The organism is Kitasatospora sp. NPDC057015 (assembly GCF_042673745.1).
GTDB lineage: Bacteria > Actinomycetota > Actinomycetes > Streptomycetales > Streptomycetaceae > Kitasatospora.
This window is the reverse complement of the sequence record NZ_JBHUSG010000018.1, coordinates 97,426-118,786: the sequence shown is the minus strand read 5'-3', so window position 1 is coordinate 118,786 and position 21,361 is coordinate 97,426. Positions and strand designations below refer to the sequence as shown.

The 21,361-nt window shown below is 73.7% G+C and carries 21 protein-coding genes and 1 riboswitch; of the genes, 5 read left to right on the top strand and 16 right to left on the bottom strand.

Annotated elements, in window-relative coordinates:
* Positions 1-18: 18 nt before the first annotated feature.
* The gene (gene rpmG / locus ACFTWP_RS19225) at positions 19-183 is read left to right on the top strand and encodes a 50S ribosomal protein L33 (protein ID WP_380265794.1); all 165 of its coding nucleotides are present in this window, start codon (positions 19-21) and stop codon (positions 181-183) included.
* Positions 184-343: 160 nt separating this feature from the next.
* Here the strand turns inward: rpmG and ACFTWP_RS19220 are convergent, their stop codons facing one another.
* Positions 344-928: a helix-turn-helix domain-containing protein gene (locus tag ACFTWP_RS19220; RefSeq protein ID WP_380265793.1), complete on the bottom strand. Its 585-nt coding sequence runs from the start codon at positions 926-928 to the stop codon at positions 344-346.
* A 117-nt stretch (positions 929-1,045) separates the two neighbouring features.
* On the opposite strand from ACFTWP_RS19220, the gene ACFTWP_RS19215 reads away from it, so the two are divergent.
* Positions 1,046-1,900, top strand: coding sequence for an EamA family transporter (locus ACFTWP_RS19215; protein WP_380265792.1), 855 nt, complete (start codon positions 1,046-1,048; stop codon positions 1,898-1,900).
* Between the two features lie 31 nt (positions 1,901-1,931).
* Here the strand turns inward: ACFTWP_RS19215 and ACFTWP_RS19210 are convergent, their stop codons facing one another.
* On the bottom strand, positions 1,932-3,047 hold the full coding sequence (locus ACFTWP_RS19210; protein ID WP_380265791.1) for a HoxN/HupN/NixA family nickel/cobalt transporter: 1,116 nt from the start codon (positions 3,045-3,047) through the stop codon (positions 1,932-1,934).
* A 27-nt stretch (positions 3,048-3,074) separates the two neighbouring features.
* Positions 3,075-3,292: riboswitch (cobalamin riboswitch) on the bottom strand.
* An 83-nt stretch (positions 3,293-3,375) separates the two neighbouring features.
* Between ACFTWP_RS19210 and ACFTWP_RS19205 the strand changes: the two genes are divergently transcribed.
* Positions 3,376-3,771, top strand: a complete 396-nt coding sequence (locus ACFTWP_RS19205) for an ArsR/SmtB family transcription factor (protein WP_380265790.1) — start codon at positions 3,376-3,378, stop codon at positions 3,769-3,771.
* A 24-nt stretch (positions 3,772-3,795) separates the two neighbouring features.
* Here ACFTWP_RS19205 and ACFTWP_RS19200 read toward each other — a convergent pair whose 3' ends face one another.
* The 13 genes from ACFTWP_RS19200 to ACFTWP_RS19140 all read right to left on the bottom strand — a co-directional run bounded on the left by ACFTWP_RS19200 (position 3,796) and on the right by ACFTWP_RS19140 (position 17,635).
* Complete coding sequence (locus tag ACFTWP_RS19200) at positions 3,796-4,605, bottom strand: Fpg/Nei family DNA glycosylase (protein ID WP_380265789.1); 810 nt, start codon at positions 4,603-4,605, stop codon at positions 3,796-3,798.
* Positions 4,606-4,708: 103 nt separating this feature from the next.
* Complete coding sequence (locus ACFTWP_RS19195) at positions 4,709-5,698, bottom strand: AAA family ATPase (RefSeq protein ID WP_380265788.1); 990 nt, start codon at positions 5,696-5,698, stop codon at positions 4,709-4,711.
* A gap of 87 nt (positions 5,699-5,785) precedes the next feature.
* Positions 5,786-6,226: a type II 3-dehydroquinate dehydratase gene (gene aroQ / locus ACFTWP_RS19190; RefSeq protein ID WP_380265787.1), complete on the bottom strand. Its 441-nt coding sequence runs from the start codon at positions 6,224-6,226 to the stop codon at positions 5,786-5,788.
* Positions 6,223-7,311 (bottom strand): 3-dehydroquinate synthase, encoded by a 1,089-nt coding sequence (gene aroB, locus ACFTWP_RS19185; protein ID WP_380265786.1) that lies wholly within the window; start codon positions 7,309-7,311, stop codon positions 6,223-6,225. The genes aroQ and aroB overlap by 4 nt, the downstream gene beginning before the upstream one ends.
* Before the next feature lie 14 nt (positions 7,312-7,325).
* Positions 7,326-7,841 (bottom strand): shikimate kinase, encoded by a 516-nt coding sequence (locus ACFTWP_RS19180; protein WP_380265785.1) that lies wholly within the window; start codon positions 7,839-7,841, stop codon positions 7,326-7,328.
* A complete protein-coding gene (gene aroC, locus ACFTWP_RS19175) occupies positions 7,838-9,022 on the bottom strand; it encodes a chorismate synthase (RefSeq protein ID WP_380265784.1) in 1,185 nt (394 codons plus the stop codon). Before aroC ends, ACFTWP_RS19180 begins: the two co-directional genes overlap by 4 nt.
* Positions 9,023-9,278: 256 nt before the next feature.
* Positions 9,279-10,109 (bottom strand): shikimate dehydrogenase, encoded by an 831-nt coding sequence (locus ACFTWP_RS19170; RefSeq protein ID WP_380265783.1) that lies wholly within the window; start codon positions 10,107-10,109, stop codon positions 9,279-9,281.
* Between the two features lie 38 nt (positions 10,110-10,147).
* Positions 10,148-12,076: an endolytic transglycosylase MltG gene (mltG, locus tag ACFTWP_RS19165; protein ID WP_380265782.1), complete on the bottom strand. Its 1,929-nt coding sequence runs from the start codon at positions 12,074-12,076 to the stop codon at positions 10,148-10,150.
* 151 nt (positions 12,077-12,227) lie between these two features.
* Entirely contained in the window at positions 12,228-13,418 is a 1,191-nt protein-coding gene (gene mltG, locus ACFTWP_RS19160; RefSeq protein ID WP_380265781.1) for an endolytic transglycosylase MltG, read from the bottom strand.
* 123 nt (positions 13,419-13,541) lie between these two features.
* Positions 13,542-14,063 carry a Holliday junction resolvase RuvX gene (gene ruvX / locus ACFTWP_RS19155; protein ID WP_380265780.1) on the bottom strand — a complete coding sequence of 174 codons (522 nt, stop codon included), beginning with the start codon at positions 14,061-14,063 and terminating at the stop codon, positions 13,542-13,544.
* On the bottom strand, positions 14,063-16,732 hold the full coding sequence (alaS, locus tag ACFTWP_RS19150; protein WP_380265779.1) for an alanine--tRNA ligase: 2,670 nt from the start codon (positions 16,730-16,732) through the stop codon (positions 14,063-14,065). Before alaS ends, ruvX begins: the two co-directional genes overlap by 1 nt.
* Entirely contained in the window at positions 16,732-17,154 is a 423-nt protein-coding gene (locus ACFTWP_RS19145) for a DUF6167 family protein (protein WP_380265778.1), read from the bottom strand. The genes alaS and ACFTWP_RS19145 overlap by 1 nt, the downstream gene beginning before the upstream one ends.
* Before the next feature lie 4 nt (positions 17,155-17,158).
* Complete coding sequence (locus tag ACFTWP_RS19140) at positions 17,159-17,635, bottom strand: DUF948 domain-containing protein (protein ID WP_380265777.1); 477 nt, start codon at positions 17,633-17,635, stop codon at positions 17,159-17,161.
* 227 nt (positions 17,636-17,862) lie between these two features.
* Here ACFTWP_RS19140 and ACFTWP_RS19135 point away from each other — a divergent pair, with 227 nt between their 5' ends.
* Both ACFTWP_RS19135 and ACFTWP_RS19130 read left to right on the top strand, forming a co-directional pair.
* Positions 17,863-20,112, top strand: coding sequence for an ATP-binding protein (locus ACFTWP_RS19135; RefSeq protein WP_380265776.1), 2,250 nt, complete (start codon positions 17,863-17,865; stop codon positions 20,110-20,112).
* A 105-nt stretch (positions 20,113-20,217) separates the two neighbouring features.
* Complete coding sequence (locus tag ACFTWP_RS19130) at positions 20,218-20,580, top strand: tetratricopeptide repeat protein (protein ID WP_380265775.1); 363 nt, start codon at positions 20,218-20,220, stop codon at positions 20,578-20,580.
* A 106-nt stretch (positions 20,581-20,686) separates the two neighbouring features.
* Here the strand turns inward: ACFTWP_RS19130 and rpsD are convergent, their stop codons facing one another.
* The gene (gene rpsD, locus ACFTWP_RS19125) at positions 20,687-21,301 is read right to left on the bottom strand and encodes a 30S ribosomal protein S4 (RefSeq protein ID WP_190212468.1); all 615 of its coding nucleotides are present in this window, start codon (positions 21,299-21,301) and stop codon (positions 20,687-20,689) included.
* Between the last annotated feature and the right edge of the window lie 60 nt (positions 21,302-21,361).

The following is a 21,361-nucleotide window of genomic DNA, read 5'->3' as shown; positions in this document are numbered from 1 at the left end:
TCCACGGAAGGGGAGACCATGGCCCGCAGCGAGCTGCGCCCCGTCGTCCGACTCCGCTCCACGGCCGGCACCGGCTTCACGTACGTGACCCGCAAGAACCGCCGCAACGACCCCGACCGGATGACCCTGCGCAAGTACGACCCGGTGGCGCACCGCCACGTGGCGTTCCGCGAGGAGCGCTGACGCCGGGCCCGGACCGGTCCGGGATGAACGGCGGGCGACGCCACCGCACGGGTGGCGCCGCCCGCCGTTCGCGTTCGGGGCGAGCCCCGGCCGGCCGGGAGCAACCCGGGCGATCGGCGGCAGGCGCAGCCGGTGGACGCAGGGGCGGGCGGGGGCCCGCTCAGCGCGGGGGCGGCACCGAGACGACCATGGTCAGCCGCACGGGCGCGTCGCCCTCGTTGCGGTAGCCGTGCGGCTGGGAGGCGTCGAAGGAGGCGGTGCTGCCCGCCGGCACCCGGTGGTCGCGGTCACCGTGGGAGAGGGTCAGCTCACCGGTCTCCACCCGGACGATCTCGACCGTCCCCGCGGGGTGCGCCTCGGAGCCGTAGCCCTCGCCGGGTTCGAGGTGCCAGGCCCAGAGTTCGAGCGGCCCCGGGGCCTCCACGCCGCTCAGCAGCGTGCCGCTGCCGCCCTGCGGGCCGGTCCAGAGCGGGACGGCCTGGTCGGGCGTGACGATCCGCACCGCGGCGCTCTCGTCGTAGTCCAGCAGCCGGGCGACCGAGACCCCGAGCGCGTCGGCCAGCCGCACCACCGTGGCGACGCTGGGATTGGTCCTGACCTGCTCGATCTGCACGATCATCCCGCGACTGACGCCGGCCCGGGCGGCCAGCGCGTCGAGGGTGTGGCCGCGTTCGGCGCGCAGCCGCTTGAGGTTCCGGGCGAGCGCCTGGGAGACGAGATCGGGATCCGGCACGAGATAGTCCAATAAATTGATTCGGCTGGTTCATTCTGCTGTACTACGCTGCGATCCGGACAGGCGTCCGGTCGAATGTACTGCGGAGGCCATCGTGCTGTCCCCCACCACCCCCGCGGCCAGACCGCGGTGAGCGCCCTGCTCGCCCTCACCGCCAGCCTGCTCTGGGGCCTGGCCGACTTCGGCGGCGGCGCCCTGACCAGGAGACTTCCCGCCCTCGCGGTGGTGGTCGCCTCACAGCTGACCGCCGCCGTCGTCCTGGTGGCGGCCGTCCTCGCCACCGGCGGGATCGGCGACGCCACGCCGATGCTCTGGTACGCCGTCGCCGCCGGGGTGATCGGGCCGTTCGCCATGCTGGCCTTCTACCGGGCGCTGGCAATGGGGCCGATGGGGGTGGTGTCACCGCTGGCCACCGTCGGGGTGGCCGTCCCGGTCGGGGTCGGACTCGCACTGGGCGAGCGGCCCGGCCTCGGGCAGGCCGCCGGGATCGCGGTCGCGCTGGCCGGGGTCGTGCTGGCCGCCGGCCCGCAGCGGGGCGGGCCGGCGGCCGGGCCCCGGGTCCTGCTGCTCACCCTGGGCGCCGCGTTCGGCTTCGGCGCCGTGATGGCCCTGGTCGCGCAGGCCTCCGCCGGCGGCGGCCTGCTCCTGACCCTCTGCGTCCAGCGGCTGTGCAACATCGCGGTCGGCGGCGCCGCCCTGGCCCTGACCCTGCGGCGGACCGGCACCGGCACCGGTCTCGGCCGGGAGCTGCGGGGGCGGCTGCCCGCCCTCACCGCCGTGGGCCTGGCCGACGTGGCGGCGAACGGCGCCTACGCGACGGCCTCGCACAGCGGGTCGGCGGCCGCGGCGGCCGTGCTGGCCTCGCTCTACCCCGTCGTCACCGCGCTGATGGCACGCGGTGTGCTCGACGAGCGGCTGCGCCGGATACAGGTGCTCGGTGCGGGCCTGGCGGTGGCCGGGACCCTGCTGCTCGCCGCCGCCTGAACCACCGGTCCGCCCGGCCGGGCAAACCCGCTCACGGCGCGGCGGCCCAGCGCTGCTCCACCCTGCCCAGCCGCCAGTAGGCGACGGCCGCCGCCCAGACCACCACGAAGAGCCCGACGATCACATAGCCCACGTTGTCGAGCGAGAGGCCGGCGATCCAGCCGCTGACCGGATCGGTCAGGTCCAGCTTCTCGTGCAGCACGCTGACCAGCTCGATCGTGCCGATGATGAAGGCGACCGCGATCGACAGCCCGGTGATGGTCAGGTTGTAGTACACCTTGCGCACCGGGTTGGAGAAGGCCCACTGGTAGGCGAAGTTCATGAAGGTCCCGTCCAGCGTGTCGAACAGGCTCATCCCCGCCGCGAACAGCAGCGGCAGGCAGACGATCGCGTACCAGGGCAGCCCGGCGGCCGCGCCGCTGCCCGCCATCACCATCAGGGTCACCTCGGTCGCCGTGTCGAAGCCGAGCCCGAGCACCATCCCGACCGGGAACATCTGCCCGGGCCGGGTGATCGAACGGGTGGCCCGGTTCAGCACCCGGTTGAACAGGCCGCGGGAGTTCAGGTGCCCCTCCAGCTCCGCCTCGTCGAACCGACCGGCCCGCATCGCCCGGAAGACCCGCAGGATGCCGAACAGCGCCGCCAGGTTCAGCGCGCCGATCAGGTACAGGAAGGCCCCCGAGGCACTGGTGCCCAGCACGCCGAGCCACTGGTGGGCCGTCGAGTCCTCGTCCATCAGGGTGTTCGCCAGCTGCGCGCCGCCCGCCACCAGCGCCGCCATCAGGACGACCATGGAGGAGTGGCCCAGGGCGAACCAGAAGCCCACCGACACCGGCCGCCGGCCGTCCGCCATCAGCTTGCGGGTGGTGTTGTCGATCACGGCGATGTGGTCCGCGTCGAAGGCGTGGCGCATCCCCAGCGTGTACGCGGTGATGCCCAGGCCGACCCCGAAGACCTGGGTGCCGACCGCGTACTCGTGCGGTGCCACCAGGAAGAAGAGCGTCCCGAACGCCGCCACGTGCATCGCCAGGATCACCGCCATCAGCCCGGCCGTGCGGACGGTGTCCTCGCGCCGCCAGCGGAAGGCCGGCAGGGCGGGGGCGGTGGGCGGCGCGGCCGGGGCGGCACCGATTTCGGGCAGGGTCATGCGGTCACGCTCCAGCACCTCGTGGATCACTTCGTGAGATGCCGTGGCCGGTCTCCTGGCTGACGGGTCGAACGCTCCCGCGCCGGCCTTCCCGGACGCCTGGACGTCCAGTGACCACCCGCCCCGGTCAGGGGGCGGGACATGGCGCGGATGCTTCCCGATCACAGTGGCGAGGGCCGCTCCGGTCTGGGACCTCTGAAGGTCCGTCACCGGTCTTCCCGAACACCACGGCGGGCCACACCGTACGGGGCGTCAGGTCGTCCATGCAAGGCTGCGCACCTGCGCAGGTGTTCAGGATCACACCCCGTGGGCTGCGAGAATGGCCCGCATGCATCTCGTACCGGCCGAGCGCGCGGACCACCGGACCATCGACGGCCACCGGGTCTGCGAGGCCATCGCGGCGATCGGCGACCCCGCCCGGGTGCGCGCCCGGGCCGAACGCTTCGCCCTGCTCGCCGACCCGGGACGCCTCGCCCTGCTGCTCGCCCTGCACCGGGCCGGCCCGCTCGCCGTCAGCGACCTCGCGGTCGCCACCGGCATGCGCGACCCGGCCGTCTCCCAGGCGCTGCGGCTGCTGCGCACCGCCGCCGTGGTGGCCGGCGACAGGGACGGCCGGGTGGTGCGCTACCGGATCGTCGACGAGGACCTCGGCCCGCTGCTGGCCCACTGCGCGGCGGACGACCATGCCGAGCCGCAGCCGCACGAGGTGACCGCCCCCGCGTGACCGCCCGCGCCGGGTGACGGCCGGTCAGACCCGCTGGCAGCTCGGGCACCAGAAGAGGTTGCGGGCCGCGTGCTCCTCGGTGCGGACGGCCGTGCCGCAGACCAGGCAGGGCATCGCCGCACGGCGGTAGACGTAGACCTCGCCGCCGTGGTCGTCGACCCGCGGCGGGCGGTTCATCGCCTCGGGGGTGTGCTCGGGGCGGACGGTGTCGATCCGGCCCGCGTCCACCCCCTCCTGCATCAGGGTGACCAGGTCGGCCCAGATGGCGTCCCACTGCGCACGCGTCAGGTCGCGGCCGGCCCGGTGCGGGCTGATGCCGAGCCGGAAGAGCACCTCGGCGCGGTAGACGTTGCCGACGCCCGCCAGCACCTTCTGGTCCATCAGCAGGGCCGCGACCGTCGTCCGGCTGGCGGAGATCCGCCGCCAGGCCAGCACCGGGTCGGCGTCCGCGCGCAGCGGGTCCGGCCCCAGCCGGGCGGCGACGGCCGCCTTCTCGCCCGGGGTGAGCAGCTCGCAGGTGGTGGGGCCGCGCAGGTCGGCGTACGCGTCGTCGTTCTCCAGCCGCAGCCGCACCAGGCCGACCGCCCGCGGGGCCGGGCCCTCGCCGAAGGTGAAGCCGCCGTACAGGCCGAGGTGGACGTGCAGCCAGGCGCCCTCCTCGAACCCGAGGAAGAGGTGCTTGCCGGTGGCCTCGGCCGAGACGAGTGCCTGGCCGTCGATCAGCTCGGCGCCGTCGGCGAAGCGCCCCTGCGGGCTGGAGACCCGGACGGGGCGGTCGCCGAAGGCCTGGAAGTTCTGGGCGGCCAGGCGGTGGATGATGTGGCCTTCGGGCACGGAACGGCTCCCCCGGTGGATCAGCAGGACGGGTCCATCATCCCAGCCGGCACTGACAGCCCGGTGTGGCGGCGATCGGCGGGCGGCGGCGGGAAGGCCCTGGTCAGCGTACGGGGCGCCCGAGCAGGCGGGCCAGGATGACCTGGTCCAGGGCGGCGGCGGTGGCGCCGACGTCCAGTTGGGAGTTGTCGATGATCGGCAGCCCGGAGTTGTACCAGCCGGCCATCCGGCCGTGGATCCGGGCGACCTCCTCGTCGCTGAGGCGCCGATTGCCGCTGCGGCGGGCGTTGCGGGCGAGGACGGAGTCCAGCCCGGGGAGCAGCACCACCGGGATCATGCCGGGGCCGATGTGGCGCTTCCAGCCGCCGAGACCGATCGCCGGGCGGTCCGGGAACACCGCGTCGTCGATGATGCAGGAGATGCCGTTGGCGAGGTAGTTGCGGCAGGCGAAGCCGCAGGTGCGGCGGGCCAGCCGGTACTGGGCCTCGGAGGCGTTGTTCCAGCCGGACTGCGGGTTGGCGAAGCCGGACTGCACCCACTCCCGGACGTCGTCCAGGCTGATGTGCGCGGTCGGGGAGGGGCGGCGTTCGGCCCAGTGCCGCGCGACGGTGGTCTTGCCGGCGCCGGCCGGGCCGATCAGCAGGACGGCGATCGGGCCGGTGGGAGCGTGCGGCTGCGGATGCGCGGGCAGCTGGACCGGTGCCCCGGACGGCAGCAGGAAGTGCCCCGTGGCGCCGGCCGGCGCCGGTGGGCCGGCCGGGCCGGGGGCGCTCCGTGCACGCAGCGCCGGGTCACCGTAGGGGTGCCGGGGTGCGGGGTGGCCGCCGGGCGGGCCGGCCGCGGTCGGCGCCGCGAAGAGCGGCCCGGCGCCGCGCGCGGGTGCGGCGGCCGGGGGCACGAGCGGAGCTGGCGCCGGTGCGGGCTGCGGGCCGGGGCCGACGGCAGCGACGGACTGCGGGCCGGCTGCGGGCTGCGGTGCGCCGAGCGGTCCGGCCGCCGGTACGGGCCCGGTCTGCGGGGCCGGTGCGGTGGGTGTCGCCGGCGGGGTCACCGGCCGTGGAGGCAGCTGTCCTCCCCCTGGGTACTGCGTCACGGTCACCTCCCGACACCGTCTTCGACGGGGACACTACACGCCGGCCCGGCGGCGGGCACAGTCCGCCACCGGGCCGTTGATCTTGCTTCAGCGTGTGGTGAGCTGCTCCGCGAGGGCGCGCAGGGCCAGTTCGTACGAGCCGAGGCCGAAGCCCGCGATGGTCCCGGAGGCCACCGCGGCGATCACCGAGGTGTGCCGGAACTCCTCGCGCGCGTACGGGTTGGAGATGTGCACCTCGATGAGCGGCGCCGTCCGCTGGGCGGCGGCGTCGCGGATCGCGTACGAGTAGTGGGTGAACGCCCCGGGGTTGATCACCACCGGGGTCCGCTCGTCGGCGGCCCAGTGCAGCCACTCGATCATCTGCTGCTCGGAGTTGGTCTCCTTGACCTCGACCTCGAAGCCCAGCTCCTTGCCGAGCACGGCGCAGCGCTCGACCAGCCCGGCGTACGAGGTGGCGCCGTAGACGTCGGGCTCGCGGCTGCCGAGGCGGCCGAGGTTGGGCCCGTTGAGCACCAGCACGCGGCTCACGCGGAGACCTCCGCGTAGGCGGCGACCAGCAGCGACGGGTCGGGGCCCTCCAGTACGGAGGTCCTGGCCAGGCCGTCGAGGACGATGAAGCGCAGCAGGTCGCCGCGCGACTTCTTGTCGATCTTCATGGCGTCCAGCAGCTTGGGCCAGGCGTCACCGCGGTAGGTGAGCGGCAGGCCGACCGAGGCGAGCACGGTGCGGTGCCGGTCGGCGGTCTCGTCGTCGAGGCGCCCGGCGAGCCGGCCGAGTTCGGCGGCGAAGACCATGCCGACCGAGACGGCCGCGCCGTGCCGCCACTTGTAGCGCTCGTTGCGCTCGATGGCGTGCGCGAGGGTGTGCCCGTAGTTGAGGATCTCGCGGCGCCCGGCCTCCTTGAGGTCGCCGGAGACCACGTCGGCCTTGACCTGGATGGCCCGCTGGATGAGCTCCAGGGTGTGCGGGCCGGCCGGGCTCTTGGCGCCCTCGGGGTCGGCCTCGACCAGGTCGAGGATCACCGGGTCGGCGATGAAGCCGGCCTTGATGACCTCGGCGAGACCGGAGACGTAGTCGTGCCTGGGCACCGTCTCCAGGGTGTCCAGGTCGGCGAGCACACCGGCCGGCGGGTGGAACGCGCCGACCATGTTCTTGCCCTCGGCGATGTTGATGCCGGTCTTGCCGCCGACGGCCGCGTCGACCATGCCGAGCAGGGTGGTGGGCATGGAGACCCAGCGCACCCCGCGCAGCCAGGTCGCGGCGACGAAGCCGGCCAGGTCGGTGGTGGCGCCGCCGCCGAGGCCGACGATCACGTCGCTGCGGGTGAAGCCGGTCTGGCCGAGCACCGACCAGCAGTACGCGGCGACCTCGGCGCTCTTGGCCTCCTCGGCGTTGGGCACCTGGAGGGCGATCGCCTCGTAGCCCTCGGCCGCGAGGTCCTCGCGGATCGCCTCGCCGGTGGCCTCCAGGGCCTCCGGGTGGATGATCGCGACCCGACGCGCCTGGGTCCCGATCAGCCGGCCCAGCTCGCCGAGCAGCTGGCGGCCGATCAGCACGTCGTACGGGTCGTGGCCGGCGCTGCCACCGACGTGGATGGTCACGGTGTCGGTCATGGGCCCCTGCTCGTTCATTTCGGTTGCAGCTCCAGTGCTTCGAGTACGGCGTCGGCGACCTGCTCCGGGGAGCGCCCCTCGGTGGTGACCACGGCGGTCGCCACCTCCAGGTAGAGAGGGCGCCTGGCCTCCATCAGCTCGCGCCAGCGGGCCCGCGGGTTGACCGCGAGCAGCGGGCGCGGCGCGTCCAGGCCGACGCGCTTCACGGCGTCGCCGAGCGGCACCTCCAGGAACACCACGGGCAGGTCGGCGAGGACGGCGCGGGTGGCCTCGGCCAGCACCGCGCCGCCGCCCAGTGCGAGCACGCCGGGGTGGCCCTCGGCGGCCTCGCGCACGGCGCGGGCCTCCAGCTCACGGAAGTGCGGCTCGCCCTCGTCGATGAAGATCTCCGCGATCGGCTTGCCCGCCAGCGCCTCGACGTCGGCGTCGGTGTCGCGGAACTCCACGCCGAGGCGCGCGGCCAGCTCCCGCCCGACGGTGGTCTTGCCACTGCCGGGCGGGCCGACCAGCACGAGGACCGGTGCGGTCATCGGACGATCAGGTTGTCGAGGTAGCCCTGCACGTTGCGGCGGGTCTCGGAGACGTTGTCGCCGCCGAACTTCTCGCTCACCGCGTCCGCCAGCACCAGCGCCACCATCGCCTCGGCGACGATGCCCGCCGCCGGCACGGCACAGACGTCGGAGCGCTGGTGGTGCGCCTTGGCGGGCTCGCCGGTGCGCACGTCCAGGGTCTGCAGCGCCCGCGGGACGGTCGCGATCGGCTTCATCGCGGCGCGCACCCGCAGCAGCTCACCGGTGGACAGCCCGCCCTCGGTGCCGCCGGAGCGGCCGGTGGCGCGCTTGACGCCCTCGGGGGTCGGGATGATCTCGTCGTGCGCCTGCGATCCGGGGATCCGGGCCAGCTCGAAGCCGTCGCCGACCTCGACGCCCTTGATCGCCTGGATGCCCATCAGCGCGGCGGCGAGCCGGGCGTCCAGGCGGCGGTCCCAGTGCACGTGCGAGCCCAGGCCCGGCGGCAGGCCGTAGGCCAGCACCTCGACGACGCCGCCGAGGGTGTCACCGTCCTTGTGGGCCTGGTCGATCTCGGCGACCATCCGCTTGGAGGCGTCGGCGTCCAGGCAGCGCACCGGGTCCTCGTCGAGGCGGGCCTCGTCGGAGGGCAGCGGCAGCACGCCGGCCGGGGCCTTGGCGGCGGCCAGCTCGACCACGTGCGAGACCAGCTCGATGCCGCAGGTCTCCTTCAGGTACGAGCGGGCGACCGCGCCCAGCGCCACCCGGGCGGCCGTCTCGCGGGCGCTGGCGCGCTCCAGGATCGGCCGGGCCTCGTCGATGGAGTACTTCTGCATGCCCGCGAGGTCGGCGTGGCCGGGGCGGGGGCGGGTGAGCGCCTCGTTGCGGCCCAGGCCGGCCAGGACCTCGGGGTCGACCGGGTCGGCCGACATGACCTGCTCCCACTTGGGCCACTCGGTGTTGCCCACCATGATCGCCACCGGGCTGCCCATGGTCAGGCCGTGCCGGACGCCGCCGAGGAAGGTCACCTCGTCCTGCTCGAACTTCATCCGGGCGCCGCGCCCGTAGCCGAGCCGGCGGCGGGCCAGCGCGTCGGCCACGATCTCGGTGGTCACCGGTACGCCGGCGGGCAGGCCCTCCAGCGTCGCGACGAGTGCGGGGCCGTGCGACTCCCCCGCGGTCAGCCAGCGCAACGTACCCAACGGAGCTCCTTCGTCAGCGGACCGGCCGCGGCGCGCACCGCGCGGGCCGACCGGGCGTTCCTACCGCGGGCCCAGGTCGTGCCGGCCCGCATCTCTCCCCCGAATCCTTTCATGCCCGGGCGGCCACCGGACGCACGGTCCGCGTTGCGGACAGTGCTCGCCACCAGCCGGGACGGCCGGCCGACCGACCCGCTCGGCACACGAGCAGGGCGGCGGCCGTCGCCCGGACGGCCGCGGCCGGGTCGCGGCGGCGGGTTCAGTGCCCGGCGAGGGCGGCCTCGCCCGCCGCCCGCATCGCGACCAGCGGCCCCGGCGTGATCCCGGTGAACGCCTCGCTCTGCAGCACGGCCTGGTGCACCAGGAGGTCCAGCCCGCCCAGCACGGTGGCGCCGCGCTCGGCGCAGGCCGCGACCAGCCTGGTCGGCCACGGGTGGTAGAGCACGTCGAACAGCGCGCCGGGCGCGGCCGGCAGCCCCGCGGCGAACGCGTCGGTGGCGCCCGCCGGGGTGGTGGAGACGGTCAGCGGACGCTCCAGGGCCTCGGCGCCGCGCTCCCACTCGGCCGTGCGCAACCGCAGCCCGAGCCGCTCGCCGAGTTCGGCCATCTCGCGGGCCCGCTCGGGGCTCCGGACGTAGACCGTCACCTCGCCGGTGCAGATCTGGGCCAGTGCGGCCAGCGCCGAGGAGGCGGTGGCGCCGGCCCCCAGCACGGCGGCCGCCGGGACGCTCTCGACACCGCGCTCGCGCAGGGCGTTCACCAGGCCGGGGACGTCCGTGTTGTCACCGGTACGACGACCGTCGGGGTGGAACACCACCGTGTTGACGGCGTCCACCGAGCGGGCGGTGTCGCTCACCTCGTCGAGCAGCGGGATGATCGCCCGCTTCAACGGCATGGTGAGCGAGAGACCCGCCCACTGCGGCTCGTCCAGCCCGGCGACGAAGCCGGGCAGCCCGGCCTCGTCCACCTCGAAGCGCTCGTAGCTCCACCGCTCCAGGCCGAGCGCCGCGAAGGCCGCCCGGTGCAGGTCGGGTGAGAGCGAGTGCGCGATCGGCGAGCCGAGTACGGCCGCCCTGTGCTTGGTCGTCACGTTCGTCCTGCTGTCTCCGCTGGTCCCGACGGGTGGTGCTACTTGGTGGTGCAGTGGCCGCGGGCCTTGTCGAAGCCCTGGCCGGCGTCGGTGCAGTACTTCTGCACGTTGACCAGGTGCTCGGTGTAGGTGTCCGCGAACCTGGTCTCGGTCGGCGACATGGCGATGAAGAACAGCCACTTGCCCTCCGCCGGGTTGAGCACCGCCTTGATGGCGTCCTCGCCGGGGTTGGAGATCGGCGTCGGCGGCAGGCCCGCGTTGAGGTAGGTGTTGTACTTGTTCGACGCGTCGTCCATGTCCTTGGTGGTCAGGTTCTTGCGGCCGAGCGAGTACTGCAGCGTGGTGTCCATCCCGAGCCGGTGCTGGGTCTGGGCCTGGTCGGCCAGCCGGTTCTGGATGGTGCGGGCCATCTTGGCGAAGTCCGCCGAGTTGTTGCCCTCCTTCTGGAGGATGCTCGCCTCGATGACGACCTCGTAGGCGTTCTTGAGGCCGATCTTCTGCGCCGCCGCGTCCAGGTTCATGCTCTGGTACTCCTCGGCGGACTTGGCGACCATCTGCTTGAGCAGGTCCACCGGCTTCATGCCCTCGCCGACCGCGTAGCGGGCCGGCCAGAGGAAGCCCTCGGGGTTGCCGTTGGCGTACGCGGGCAGGCCGAGGTCGGCGACCTGGGCCTTGGCGACGCCGGCCGTGGTGCCCTTCGCCTGCTTCAGCTTGTCGTCGATCTTGGCGTAGATCTCGGCGGAGCTGAGCCCCTCCTGCAGGATCAGCGTGTCGCCACCGGCCGAGTCCACCAGGATCTTCATCGCCGCCTCGGCGGACATCTCCCGGTGCAGCGTGTAGAAGCCCGGCTGGATGCTCTTGGCCTTGACCGGGTCCTTCTCGGTGGCGGCGGTGAAGGCGTCGACGCTCTTCACCACGCCGGCGTTCTTCAGCGCGAGGCCCATCTGGCCGAGGGAGCCGGGCTTGATCTCCACGCTGACCGTGCCGGTGCCCTCGCCCTTGTAGTCCGGCGGCGGCCCGAAGTGGCTCTGGTAGAAGCCGTAGCCCCACCAGCCGCCACCGGCCACGCCGCCGAGCAGCACCAGCGCCACCAGCAGGCAGGCGCCGCCGTTGCGGCGGCCGGACTTCTTGCCGCTCTCCTTGCGCTTGCGCTTGCCCTCGCGGGAGTCGTCCTCCGCTCCGAGGAAGGAGCCCTGCTCCTCCTCGGGCTCGTCCTGGTACTCGTCCTCCGCGGCGTCCCACTGCTCGGCGTCCGGCTCGGCCTCGGCCGGGGCGGCGCCGCCGGCCTCCAGGGCCGCGGCCTCCGCCTCCCAGTCGATGCCGTCCGGGCCGGGACCGACGGGCTCCGCCTGCTGCGGGCGCCGGGCCTGCTGGACGGGCCGCGGCTGCTGGTCGAACGGCGGCTGCTGCTGGCCGGGGAATCCCTGCTGCGGCTGGCCCTGCTGCGGCGGCAGCTGGCCCGGTGCCTGCGGCCGGCCCTGCTGCGGGTAGGCCTGCTGGCCGTACTGCTGCTGACCCTGCTGCTGGCCCTGGCCGTACTGCTGGCCCTGCTGCACCGGGTTCGGCTGCATCGGGTCGGGCTGCTGCTGGTACCCCTGCTGCCCGTACTGCTGCTGACCCTGGACGTACTGCTGGCCCTGCTGCACCGGGTTCGGCTGCATCGGGTTCGGCTGCTGCTGGTACCCCTGCTGGCCGAACTGCTGCTGGCCCTGGCCGTACGGCTGGCCCTGCTGCCCGTACTGCTGCTGGCCCTGGCCGTACTGCGGCTGGCCCTGCTGCGGGTAGCCGTGCTGGCCGTACTGCTGCCCGCCCTGGTTGAAGGGGTCGGGCTGCTGGGCCGGGCTCTGCTGCTGCCAGCCGCCGTCCTCCTGGCCGGGGACCGGCTGCTGCTGACCGCCGTACACCGGATCGCCAGGGCGCCACGGCTCGGAGCCCTGGGAGCCGTAGCCCCGACCCAGATCAGTCATCGATCCCCTTATGCCGACGGAGACGACCGACGGATCCGATCGGCCGTCCGGGACGGCGTCCCGGCAAATACTCGAACCGGCGTGCTACCGCAGCGCCTGAAGGGAGACGTTACCGTACCGCAGCACGCCGATCGGCTCGGCCCGGGCCCCGTCAGTGCTTGTCCGCGCCCGCCGAGGGGCTGCCCTGGGCAGCCCGCAGCGCGTTGAACTCGGCTACGTTGCGGCCGTGTTGCTCAAGGCTGTCGGTGAAACGGGTGTCGCCGGGCTTGACCGTCACGAAGTAGAGCCAGTCCCCCGCCGCCGGTTCGGCGGCCGCCCGGATCGCCTGCCGCCCGGGATTGGAGATCGGCGTCGGCGGCAGCCCCTGGTGCAGGTAGGTGTTGTACGGGGAGTCCAGCTGGGTGTCGGTGACGGTGGTGTCGAGGGTGCTGCGGCCGAGCGCGTAGTTGATGGTGGAGTCGAGCTGCAGCGGCATCTTGCGCGCCAGCCGGTTGTAGATCACCCGGGCCACCTTCGCCATGTCCTCGGAGTTGTCCGCCTCCCCCTGGACGAGACTGGCCACCGTCAGCACGCCGTACGGGGTCTGGCCCAGGTTCGTCGCGACGGTCTCGACGTCCTCGCTGGCGAAGTCCTTGCCGGCCTGCTGGACCATCTCCTTGAGCAGCTCGATCGCGGTGGTGTCGCCGGTGACGGAGTAGGTCGCCGGGAAGAGGTAGCCCTCGGGCCGGCCGTTGGTGACCTCCGGCAGGCCGAGCTCGGCGGCCTGCTCCTGCGCGGTGCGCTCGGTGCTGCCCTTGGGCAGCTTGAGCTTCTCGTCGATCGCCGCGAACACCTGGGTACCGCGCCAACCCTCGGGGATGGTCAGGCCGTTGGCGTTCGCCGGGTCGATCAGGACGGCCAGCGCGGAGGCCGCCGACATCTTCAGGTGCAGGGTGTAGGTGCCGGCCTGGATCCGCCCCGCCGCGGCCCCCGTCCCCGCCGCGGCCCTGGTGAAGGCCTGCGAGCTGGCCACCACCCCCTTGCGGACCAGCACCCCGGCGATCTGGATCAGGCCGGCGCCCTGCGGCACCGAGATCTCCACCACATCCGTGCCGTTGCCCGCGTAGTCCTCCATGGGGTGCCCGTGCTGGCCCTGCCACCAGGAGTAGCCGGTCAGGCCCACCCCGCCGAACACCGCGACCAGCGCCAGCGCGGTCAGGGCGCAGGCCAGACGGGTGCGCAGGCGCTCCGGGTCCGGCGGCTCGTGCAGCGGGCCCTGGCCGGGCGGGCGCCCCTCCGGCTCGCTCGGGGGAGCTCCGAGATGGCCCGGGGTGAGCCCGGGCGTGAAGTCCTGGTCGGTCATGGCGCTGCCCCCTCGGCTGTCCCGGACGGGCTCGAAGGCGCCCGCACGTGCTGGGAAAGGAACGAGGGGCCCGTGCGGACGCGTCCGCACGGGCCCCTCGTCAGGGACGCTAGTCCAGCCCGATCAGATGACCGGTCCGACGCTCTCGCCGGGCGGCCTGCCGCTCACCCGTTCGGCCTCCAGCGCGCTCTGCAGGATCACCACGGCGGCGGCCTGGTCGACCACCGAACGGCCCTTCTTCGCCTTCACGCCCGAGGCGCGCAGCCCGTGCGTCGCCGTGACGGTGGACATCCGCTCGTCCACCAGCCGCACCGGCACCGGCGCGAGCCGCCCCGCCAGCTGCCCGGCGTACAGCCGGACCTTGGCGGCGGCCGGGCCCTCCTTGCCGCTGAGCGAGCGCGGCAGGCCGACGATCACCTCGATCGCCTCGTACTCCTCGGCGATGGCGACGATCCGGGCCTGCGAGCGCCCGCCGGCCGGGACGGTCTCCACGGGCGTTGCGATCATCCCGTCGGGGTCGCAGGACGCGACCCCGATCCGGGCGTCGCCGACGTCGACGGCGATCCGCCGGCCCCGGCGCCAGGCCGGGCGCTCGGCCGGCTGCGGCTCGCCCTCGTGCGAAACGTCCCGGTACCGGTCGGACATCAGGAGGCGCGCTCCGCGACCAGGGACCGGACCGCGGCGACGGCCTCGTCCACGGCGGCCGGGTTGGTGCCGCCACCCTGGGCGACGTCGTCCTTGCCACCGCCGCCGCCACCGAGGGTCTTGGCCGCGGTGCGGACCAGCTCGCCGGCCTTGACGCCGCGCGTGCGGGCCTCCTCGTTGGTGGCGATCACCGTCAGCGGGCGATCGTTGACCACGGTGAAGGCCGCGACCACGGCCGGGCGCGAACCCAGCCGGTTGCGGACGTCCAGCACCAGCTTGCGCAGCTCGTCCGCGCCCACGCCGTCGGCGACCCGGGCGGCGACCAGGGCCACGCCCCGGACGTCCTCGGCCGCCTCGGCCAGACCCGCGGCGGCGGCCAGCACCTTCTCGGCGCGGAACCGCTCGATCTCCTTCTCGGCGTCCTTGAGCTTGGCGAGCATCCCGGAGATCTTCTCCGGCAGCTCCTCCGGACGGCCCTTGACCAGCTCGGTGAGCTGGGCGACGACCGTGTGCTCACGGGCCAGGAACTTGTACGCGTCCACGCCGACCAGCGCCTCGACCCGGCGCACGCCGGAGCCGATCGAGGACTCGCCGAGCAGCTTCACCAGGCCCAGCTGGGCGGTGTTGCCGACGTGCGTGCCGCCGCACAGCTCCTTGGAGAAGTCGCCGATGGTGACGACCCGGACGGCGTCGCCGTACTTCTCGCCGAACATCGCGATGGCGCCGGCCTTGCGGGCCTGGTCCATCGTCATGACCTCGGCGGTGACGTCCAGCTCGCGGACCAGCACCTCGTTGATCTTCTGCTCCACGTCGGTCAGCACCGAGCCGGGAACGGCGGCGGGCGAACCGAAGTCGAAGCGGAAGCGGCCCGGCGCGTTCTCCGAACCGGCCTGGGCGGCGGTCGGGCCGAGCGCGTCGCGCAGCGCCTGGTGGGTGAGGTGGGTGGCCGAGTGGGCGCGCGAGACGGCCCGGCGGCGGTCCACGTCGATGCTGGCGTACGCGGAGGCGCCGAGCACGACCTCGCCGAACAGCACGCCGCCCGAGTGCACGGTCACGCCCGGTACCGGCTGCTGCACGTCGCGGATCTCGACGACCGCGCCGGAGTCCAGCCGGATCCGGCCGTGGTCGGCGAGCTGGCCGCCGCCCTCGGCGTAGAACGGGGTGCGGTCGAGGATGATCTCGACCTCGTCGCCCTCGCTCGCGGCCGGCGCCGGCACGCCGTCCACCAGCAGGCCCACCACGGTGGCCTCGCCCTCGGTGGCGGTGTAGCCGGTGAACACGGACGCGCCGGCCTGGTCGGCCACCGCGCGGTACGCGGCGACGTCGGCGTGGCCCATCTTCTTGGCCTTGGCGTCGGCCTTGGCGCGGTCCCGCTGCTCCTGCATCAGGCGGCGGAAGCCGGCCTCGTCGACCTGGAGGCCCTGCTCCTCGGCCATCTCCAGGGTCAGGTCGATCGGGAACCCGTAGGTGTCGTGCAGCTTGAACGCCTGGTCGCCGGAGAGCACCGCGCCGCCGGACTGCTTGGTCTCGGTGACCGCGGCGTCCAGCAGGTTGGTGCCGCTGCGCAGGGTCTGCAGGAAGGCCGTCTCCTCGGAGGTGACGACCGTCTCGATGCGCTTGCGGTCGCTCTCCAGCTCCGCGTACTGCGGGGCCATCGCCTTGATGGTGATGTCCGTGAGCTCCTTGGCCACCGGCTCGGTGGCGCCGAGCAGGCGCATGTTCCGGATGGCGCGGCGCAGGATGCGGCGCAGCACGTAGCCGCGGCCCTCGTTGCCGGGGGTCACACCGTCGCCGACCAGCATCACCGCGGTGCGGAAGTGGTCGGTGACCACGCGCAGCGAGACGTCCGACTTGTGGTCGGCGCCGTAGGTGTGGCCGGTCAGCTCGGCGGCCCGGTCCAGGATCATCCGGCTGGTGTCGATCTCGAAGAGGTTGTCGACGTCCTGCAGGATGGCCGCGAGGCGCTCAAGGCCGAGGCCGGTGTCGATGTTCTTGCTCGGCAGGTCGCCGAGGATCTCGAAGCCGTCCTTGCCGTCGCCGTGGCCGCGCTCGTACTGCATGAAGACCAGGTTCCAGATCTCCAGGTAGCGCTCGCCGTTGACGGCCGGGCCGCCCTCCTCGCCGTAGGCGGGGCCGCGGTCGTAGTTGATCTCCGAGCACGGGCCGCACGGGCCGGGGACGCCCATCGACCAGAAGTTGTCCTTCATGCCGAGGCGCTGGATGCGCTCGGACGGCACGCCGATGACGTCGCGCCAGATCTGCTCGGCCTCGTCGTCGTCCTGGTAGACGGTGATCCAGAGCTTCTCCTTCTCCAGGCCGTAGCCGCCGTCCGCGACGGAGCCGGTGAGCAGCTCCCAGGCGAACTTGATGGCGCCTTCCTTGAAGTAGTCGCCGAAGGAGAAGTTGCCGCACATCTGGAAGAACGAGCCGTGGCGGGTGGTCTTGCCGACCTCTTCGATGTCCAGGGTGCGCACGCACTTCTGCACGCTGGTCGCGCGCGAGAACTGCGGCTTCACCTCGCCGAGGAAGTACGGCTTGAAGGGCACCATGCCGGCGTTGACCAGCAGCAGGGTGGGGTCGTCGGCGACCAGGGACGCCGACGGAACGACGGTGTGTCCGCGCTCCTCGAAGAAGCGCAGCCAGCGGCGGCGGATCTCTGCCGACTCCATTATTGGTCCTTCCGGTTCGGGGTACCGCCCCGCGGCGATTGCGGCCGCCGGGGCGTCGGTTCGATGGCTCTGGGGGTGGTGCGGGCACTGCTGGACGGAGGCAGGGCGGCGGCCGGGCTACCGGGCGCCGCCGAGATAGCTCGGTACTCGGGCTCGCCGCGCAGCGCCCGCGGCCGGCGCGGCTCGACCACGGCGGTGCCGTCCAGGCCGAGGTCGGCGCGCAGCTGCTCCTCGCGCTCGGCCATGCCCGCGCGGACGTCGCCGGCGAACCGCCTGGCCGCGTCGCCCAGGTGCAGCGCGCCGCGCGCGGCGGTGCCGGAGAGGCTGTCGGGGGTGAGCCGGTGGACGGCCTCGTTGGCCTTGTTCATGGCCCAGACGGTGGCGCCGGCGCCGACCGCCATCCAGAAGATGCGCCGAACCATGCCGTCAGCCCCTCACCGCGCGCCGGACCCTGGAGAGCAGGCCGCCGCGCGGCGCGGTCGCGGCGCGCACCTCGGCCCGGACCAGCCGGGCCAGCGCCTCGCGCTCGCCCGGCTGCTGCGGCAGCGGCGGCGTGCCGTTCTGCTTGGCGACGGCCTTGCGGACGCCGTAGCTGAAGGCCGCCACCTTGACGAGCGGGCCGCCCAGCGTGGCGGCGACGGTGGAGGAGAGCGCGTTGGCGTTGGCGGCGGCGTCCTGCACGTTGGCGGTGATCTCGTCCACGCGCTCCAACTGCTCGTTGGCGCTGCGGACGGCGCTGCCGGCGTCGACCAGGAGCGGAACGGCCTGCTCGGTGACGGCGGACACCAGCGCGGCGGCCTCCCTGAGCACCCGTGAGAGCCGGACCAGGACGACCGCGAGCAGGGTGACCAGGACCGCCCAGAACACGGCGACGAGCAGGCCGGCCAGCTCTCCCACGGACACCTTGCGCGCTCCCTCGCCTTGCTGCTTCCCCTCAGGGGGGAACCCTATCGCGATCGTGGCCGGTTTCCGGACCGGGTTACCGGCCGGCGCGCGTCGCCGGCGGCCCGTCCGCGGCGCGTAACCTACCGGCCGGTCACCTCGTTGGGCTGTCGGGCCGGTAGGCGGCGGCCCGCGCGGGCTCCCCTGCCGGTGGGCGCGCGAACCGAACGGATCCGAGGAGCGGCGGGTTGTCCAGCGAGTCGGCAGCAGGGCGGCGGGGTGCGGCGGCGGGCCGTCTCCCGGCCGAGGTCACCAGCTTCGTCGGCCGCCGGGAGGAGCTGGCCGCCCTGGCGGCACTGCTCGCCCAGGCCCGGCTGGTGACGGTGACCGGCCCCGGCGGGGTGGGCAAGAGCCGGCTGGCGGTGCGCGCCGCGGCGCAGGCCGCCCGGGGCTTCCCGGACGGCGTCTGGCTGGTCGAGGTGGCCGAGGTCCAGGACGCCCTGCTGCTCGGCCACGCCGTGCTGGAGGCCCTGCGGCTCACCGACTCGACGGCCCGCCCGCCGCTGGACGTGCTGGTCGAGCAGCTGGCCGGGCGCCGGCTGCTGCTGGTGCTGGACGGCTGCGAGCACCTGGTGGCCGCCTGCGCCGAGCTGGCCGACACCCTGCTGCGGGCACTGCCGGGGCTGCGGGTGCTGGCGACCAGCCGGGAGTCCCTGCAGTCGGCGGGCGAGCACCTGCTGCCCGTCGCCCCGCTGCCGGTGGAGTCCGCGCCGGCCGCACGCGCGGACGCGGTGGCCCTGTTCACCGACCGCGCCCGGGCGATGCTGCCGGGTTTCGCCCTCACTCCGGCCAACGAGGCGGAGATCACCCACCTCTGCCGCCGGCTGGACGGCATCCCGCTGGCGGTGGAGCTGGCCGCCGGACGGCTGCGCGTGCTGTCGGTCGAGCAGATCACCGCGCGGCTGGACGACCGGTTCAAGCTGCTCACCGGAGGCTCCCGCAGCGCGCTGCCGCGCCACCAGACCCTGCGCACGACCATCGGCTGGAGTCATGAACTCTGCACGGTGCAGGAACGTTTACTCTGGGCCCGGCTCTCGGTCTTCGCGGGCAGCTTCGAGCTGGAGGCCGCCGAGTACGTCTGCGCCGGGGACGGCATCGAGGCGGACGAGATGCTCGACCTCGTCGGCGATCTGATCAACAAGTCCGTGCTGCTGCGCGTCGGCGCCCCCGCCGACCGACCGGCCGGACAGGCGGGCGCCCAGCAGGCGGACCGGTCGGAGGACGACGCCGGCGCCGTGCGCTACCGGATGCTCGACACCCTGCGCGAGTACGGCGGCCAGTGGCTGCGGGCCACCGGGGACGAGCAGCGACTGCTGCGCCGCCACCGCGACTGGTACCTGGGCGTGGCCACCTGGGGCGAGGTCGAGTGGTTCGGCCCCCGGCAGGCGCAGACCGCCGAGCGCACCCAGCTGGCCCACCCCAACCTCCGTGCGGCGCTGGAGTTCTGCCTGGCCGAGCCCGGCGAGGAGCAGACCGCCCTGCTGCTGGCCGGCACCCTGTGGTTCTACTGGGTGGGCAGCGGCCACCTGGGCGAGGGCCGGCACTGGCTGGACCGCGCCCTCGCGCTCGCCCCGGAGCCCACCGAGGCCCGCGCCAAGGCGCTCTGGGTCACCGGCTACATGGCCACCCTGCAGGGCGACCTCAACCGGGCCGGGCCCGCCCTGGAGGAGTGCCGCCGCCAGGCGCTGGCGACCGGCGACGACCGCGCGCTCGCCTACGCCGTCCACCGGCAGGGCTGCGCCGCCCTCATCGGCGACGAACCCCGGCGCGCGGCCGAGCTGTTCGAGGAGGCGCTGTGGCACTACAACACGCTCGGCGAACTCAACAGCAACGTCCTGATGGCCATGTTCGAGCTGGGCATCGCCCACCTCTTCCAGGGCGACACGGAGAACGGCGAACTCTGGATCGGCCGGGTCCGCGAGCTCTGCGAGGAGCACGGCGAGCAGTGGGCGTACGCCTACGGGCTCTACGCGATGGCCTACTCGCAGTGGCTGACCGGGGACGTCCGGCTCGCCCGGGCCTACGCGCGCGAGTGCGTCCGGCTGAACTACCTCTTCCGGGACCTGCTGGGAATCGTGCTGGGGATGGAGGTGCTCGCCCTGCTGGAGACCGAGCCGGAGGCACCCGGCGAGGACTGCGACCTGGTCGAGGCCCGGGTGCTGCAGGGCGCCGCGCACCGGATCTGGCAGGGCGTCGGCAAGCCGTTCTTCGGCTCGCGGACGTTCAACGGCGCGCACCGGGAGTGCGAGGCCCGGGCCCGGGCCGGGCTGACCGAGCAGGAGTTCCTGGCGGCCTTCGAGCTCGGCGCCGTCCTGGACCTGGACGCGGCGGTCGGCCGGGCGCTCGGCGACGAGGAGCGGCCGGACGACACCGGGCCGCTGCCGGGCCCCCACCCCGCGCCGCGCTGGCCGGCGCCCTCGCCGGCCCGCAACCCCTGAGCCGACGACTCCCGGGCCGGGGCCGGGCCGGGGCCGGGCCGACCCCGGGAATAGTTGAACCTTCATCATTGCTGTCGGCGGCAGAACCCGAGAGGAGCACCCGCCATGACAGCGGTGACCACCCCGACCACGGCCCCGATCACGACCACCGGCCCCGACGGCTCCAGGGAGTACGCCCTGGCCCGGTTCCACTTCGAGGCGAAGGCGTACACCGACGCCGCCCGCCTGCTGGAGACCGTGGTGGCCGCCGAGCCGGCGAACCTGTCGGTCCGGCTGCTGCTGGCCCGCAGCCTCTACCACTCCGCGCAGCTGTCGCGGGCCGCCGCCGAGCTGCGCCGCATCCTGGAGCAGGACCCGGCCGAGGACTACGCCCGGCTGCTGCTCGGCCGTACCCTCCAGCGGCAGGGCCGGCCCGAGGAGGCCCGGGCCCAGCTGCGGCTGGCCGCGGCGATGGGCACCGAGCTCTGACCGCCGGCCCGCCCGCCCCGACCGGAAGCACGGGCTAAAGGAACGAGCCCCCACCGCCTCGAAAGGCGGTGGGGGCTCGTCGGGTCCTGCTGGTACCGCTCGCGGATCAGCGCGAGTAGTACTCGACGACCAGCTGCTCGTCGCAGATCACGGGGATCTCACGACGCTGCGGGGCGCGGTCCAGGCGGAAGGCCAGGGCCTTGAGGTTGACCTCGAGGTACTTCGGGGTCTGGCCCTCGCCCGCGTAGCCACCCTCACGGGCGACCTGGAACGGGACCTTCTCCTTGCTACGGTCGCGAACGGTCACGACGTAGCCCGGCTTCAGCTGGAACGAGGGCTTGTTGACCTTGCGGCCGTTGACCTCGATGTGGCCGTGAACGACCATCTGGCGGGCCTGGTAGATGGTGCGGGCGATGCCCGAACGCAGCACCAGGGAGTCGAGGCGCACCTCCAGGTCGGCGACGAGCGCCTCACCGGTCTTGCCCTCGGCCTTCTTCGCGCGGTCGAACGCGCGGGCCATCTGGGTCTCGCTCAGGTCGTACTGCGCGCGCAGACGCTGCTTCTCGAGCAGACGGACCTTGTAGTCCGAGTTCTGCTTGCGGCCGCGGCCGTGCTGGCCGGGCGGGTACGGGCGGGCCTCGAAGTACTTGACGGACTTCGGGGTCAGCGGGATACCCAGCGCACGGGCAATCTTGACCTTGGGACGCTTCTGGTTCGCCATGAACCAAACCTTCCTTGCTCTTCCAATACGGCTTCACCAGGTGTTGACGGAGGTCGCTCC

Coding starts and splice junctions, on each gene's coding strand:
- rpmG (WP_380265794.1), top strand. CDS start 19: ATGGCCCGCAGCGAGCTGCGCCCCGTCGTCCGACTCCGCTCCACGGCC.
- ACFTWP_RS19210 (WP_380265791.1), bottom strand. CDS start 3,047: ATGACCCTGCCCGAAATCGGTGCCGCCCCGGCCGCGCCGCCCACCGCC.
- ACFTWP_RS19205 (WP_380265790.1), top strand. CDS start 3,376: ATGCATCTCGTACCGGCCGAGCGCGCGGACCACCGGACCATCGACGGC.
- aroB (WP_380265786.1), bottom strand. CDS start 7,311: ATGACCGACACCGTGACCATCCACGTCGGTGGCAGCGCCGGCCACGAC.
- ACFTWP_RS19180 (WP_380265785.1), bottom strand. CDS start 7,841: ATGACCGCACCGGTCCTCGTGCTGGTCGGCCCGCCCGGCAGTGGCAAG.
- mltG (WP_380265782.1), bottom strand. CDS start 12,076: ATGACTGATCTGGGTCGGGGCTACGGCTCCCAGGGCTCCGAGCCGTGG.
- mltG (WP_380265781.1), bottom strand. CDS start 13,418: ATGACCGACCAGGACTTCACGCCCGGGCTCACCCCGGGCCATCTCGGA.
- ruvX (WP_380265780.1), bottom strand. CDS start 14,063: ATGTCCGACCGGTACCGGGACGTTTCGCACGAGGGCGAGCCGCAGCCG.
- alaS (WP_380265779.1), bottom strand. CDS start 16,732: ATGGAGTCGGCAGAGATCCGCCGCCGCTGGCTGCGCTTCTTCGAGGAG.
- ACFTWP_RS19145 (WP_380265778.1), bottom strand. CDS start 17,154: ATGGTTCGGCGCATCTTCTGGATGGCGGTCGGCGCCGGCGCCACCGTC.
- ACFTWP_RS19130 (WP_380265775.1), top strand. CDS start 20,218: ATGACAGCGGTGACCACCCCGACCACGGCCCCGATCACGACCACCGGC.
- rpsD (WP_190212468.1), bottom strand. CDS start 21,301: ATGGCGAACCAGAAGCGTCCCAAGGTCAAGATTGCCCGTGCGCTGGGT.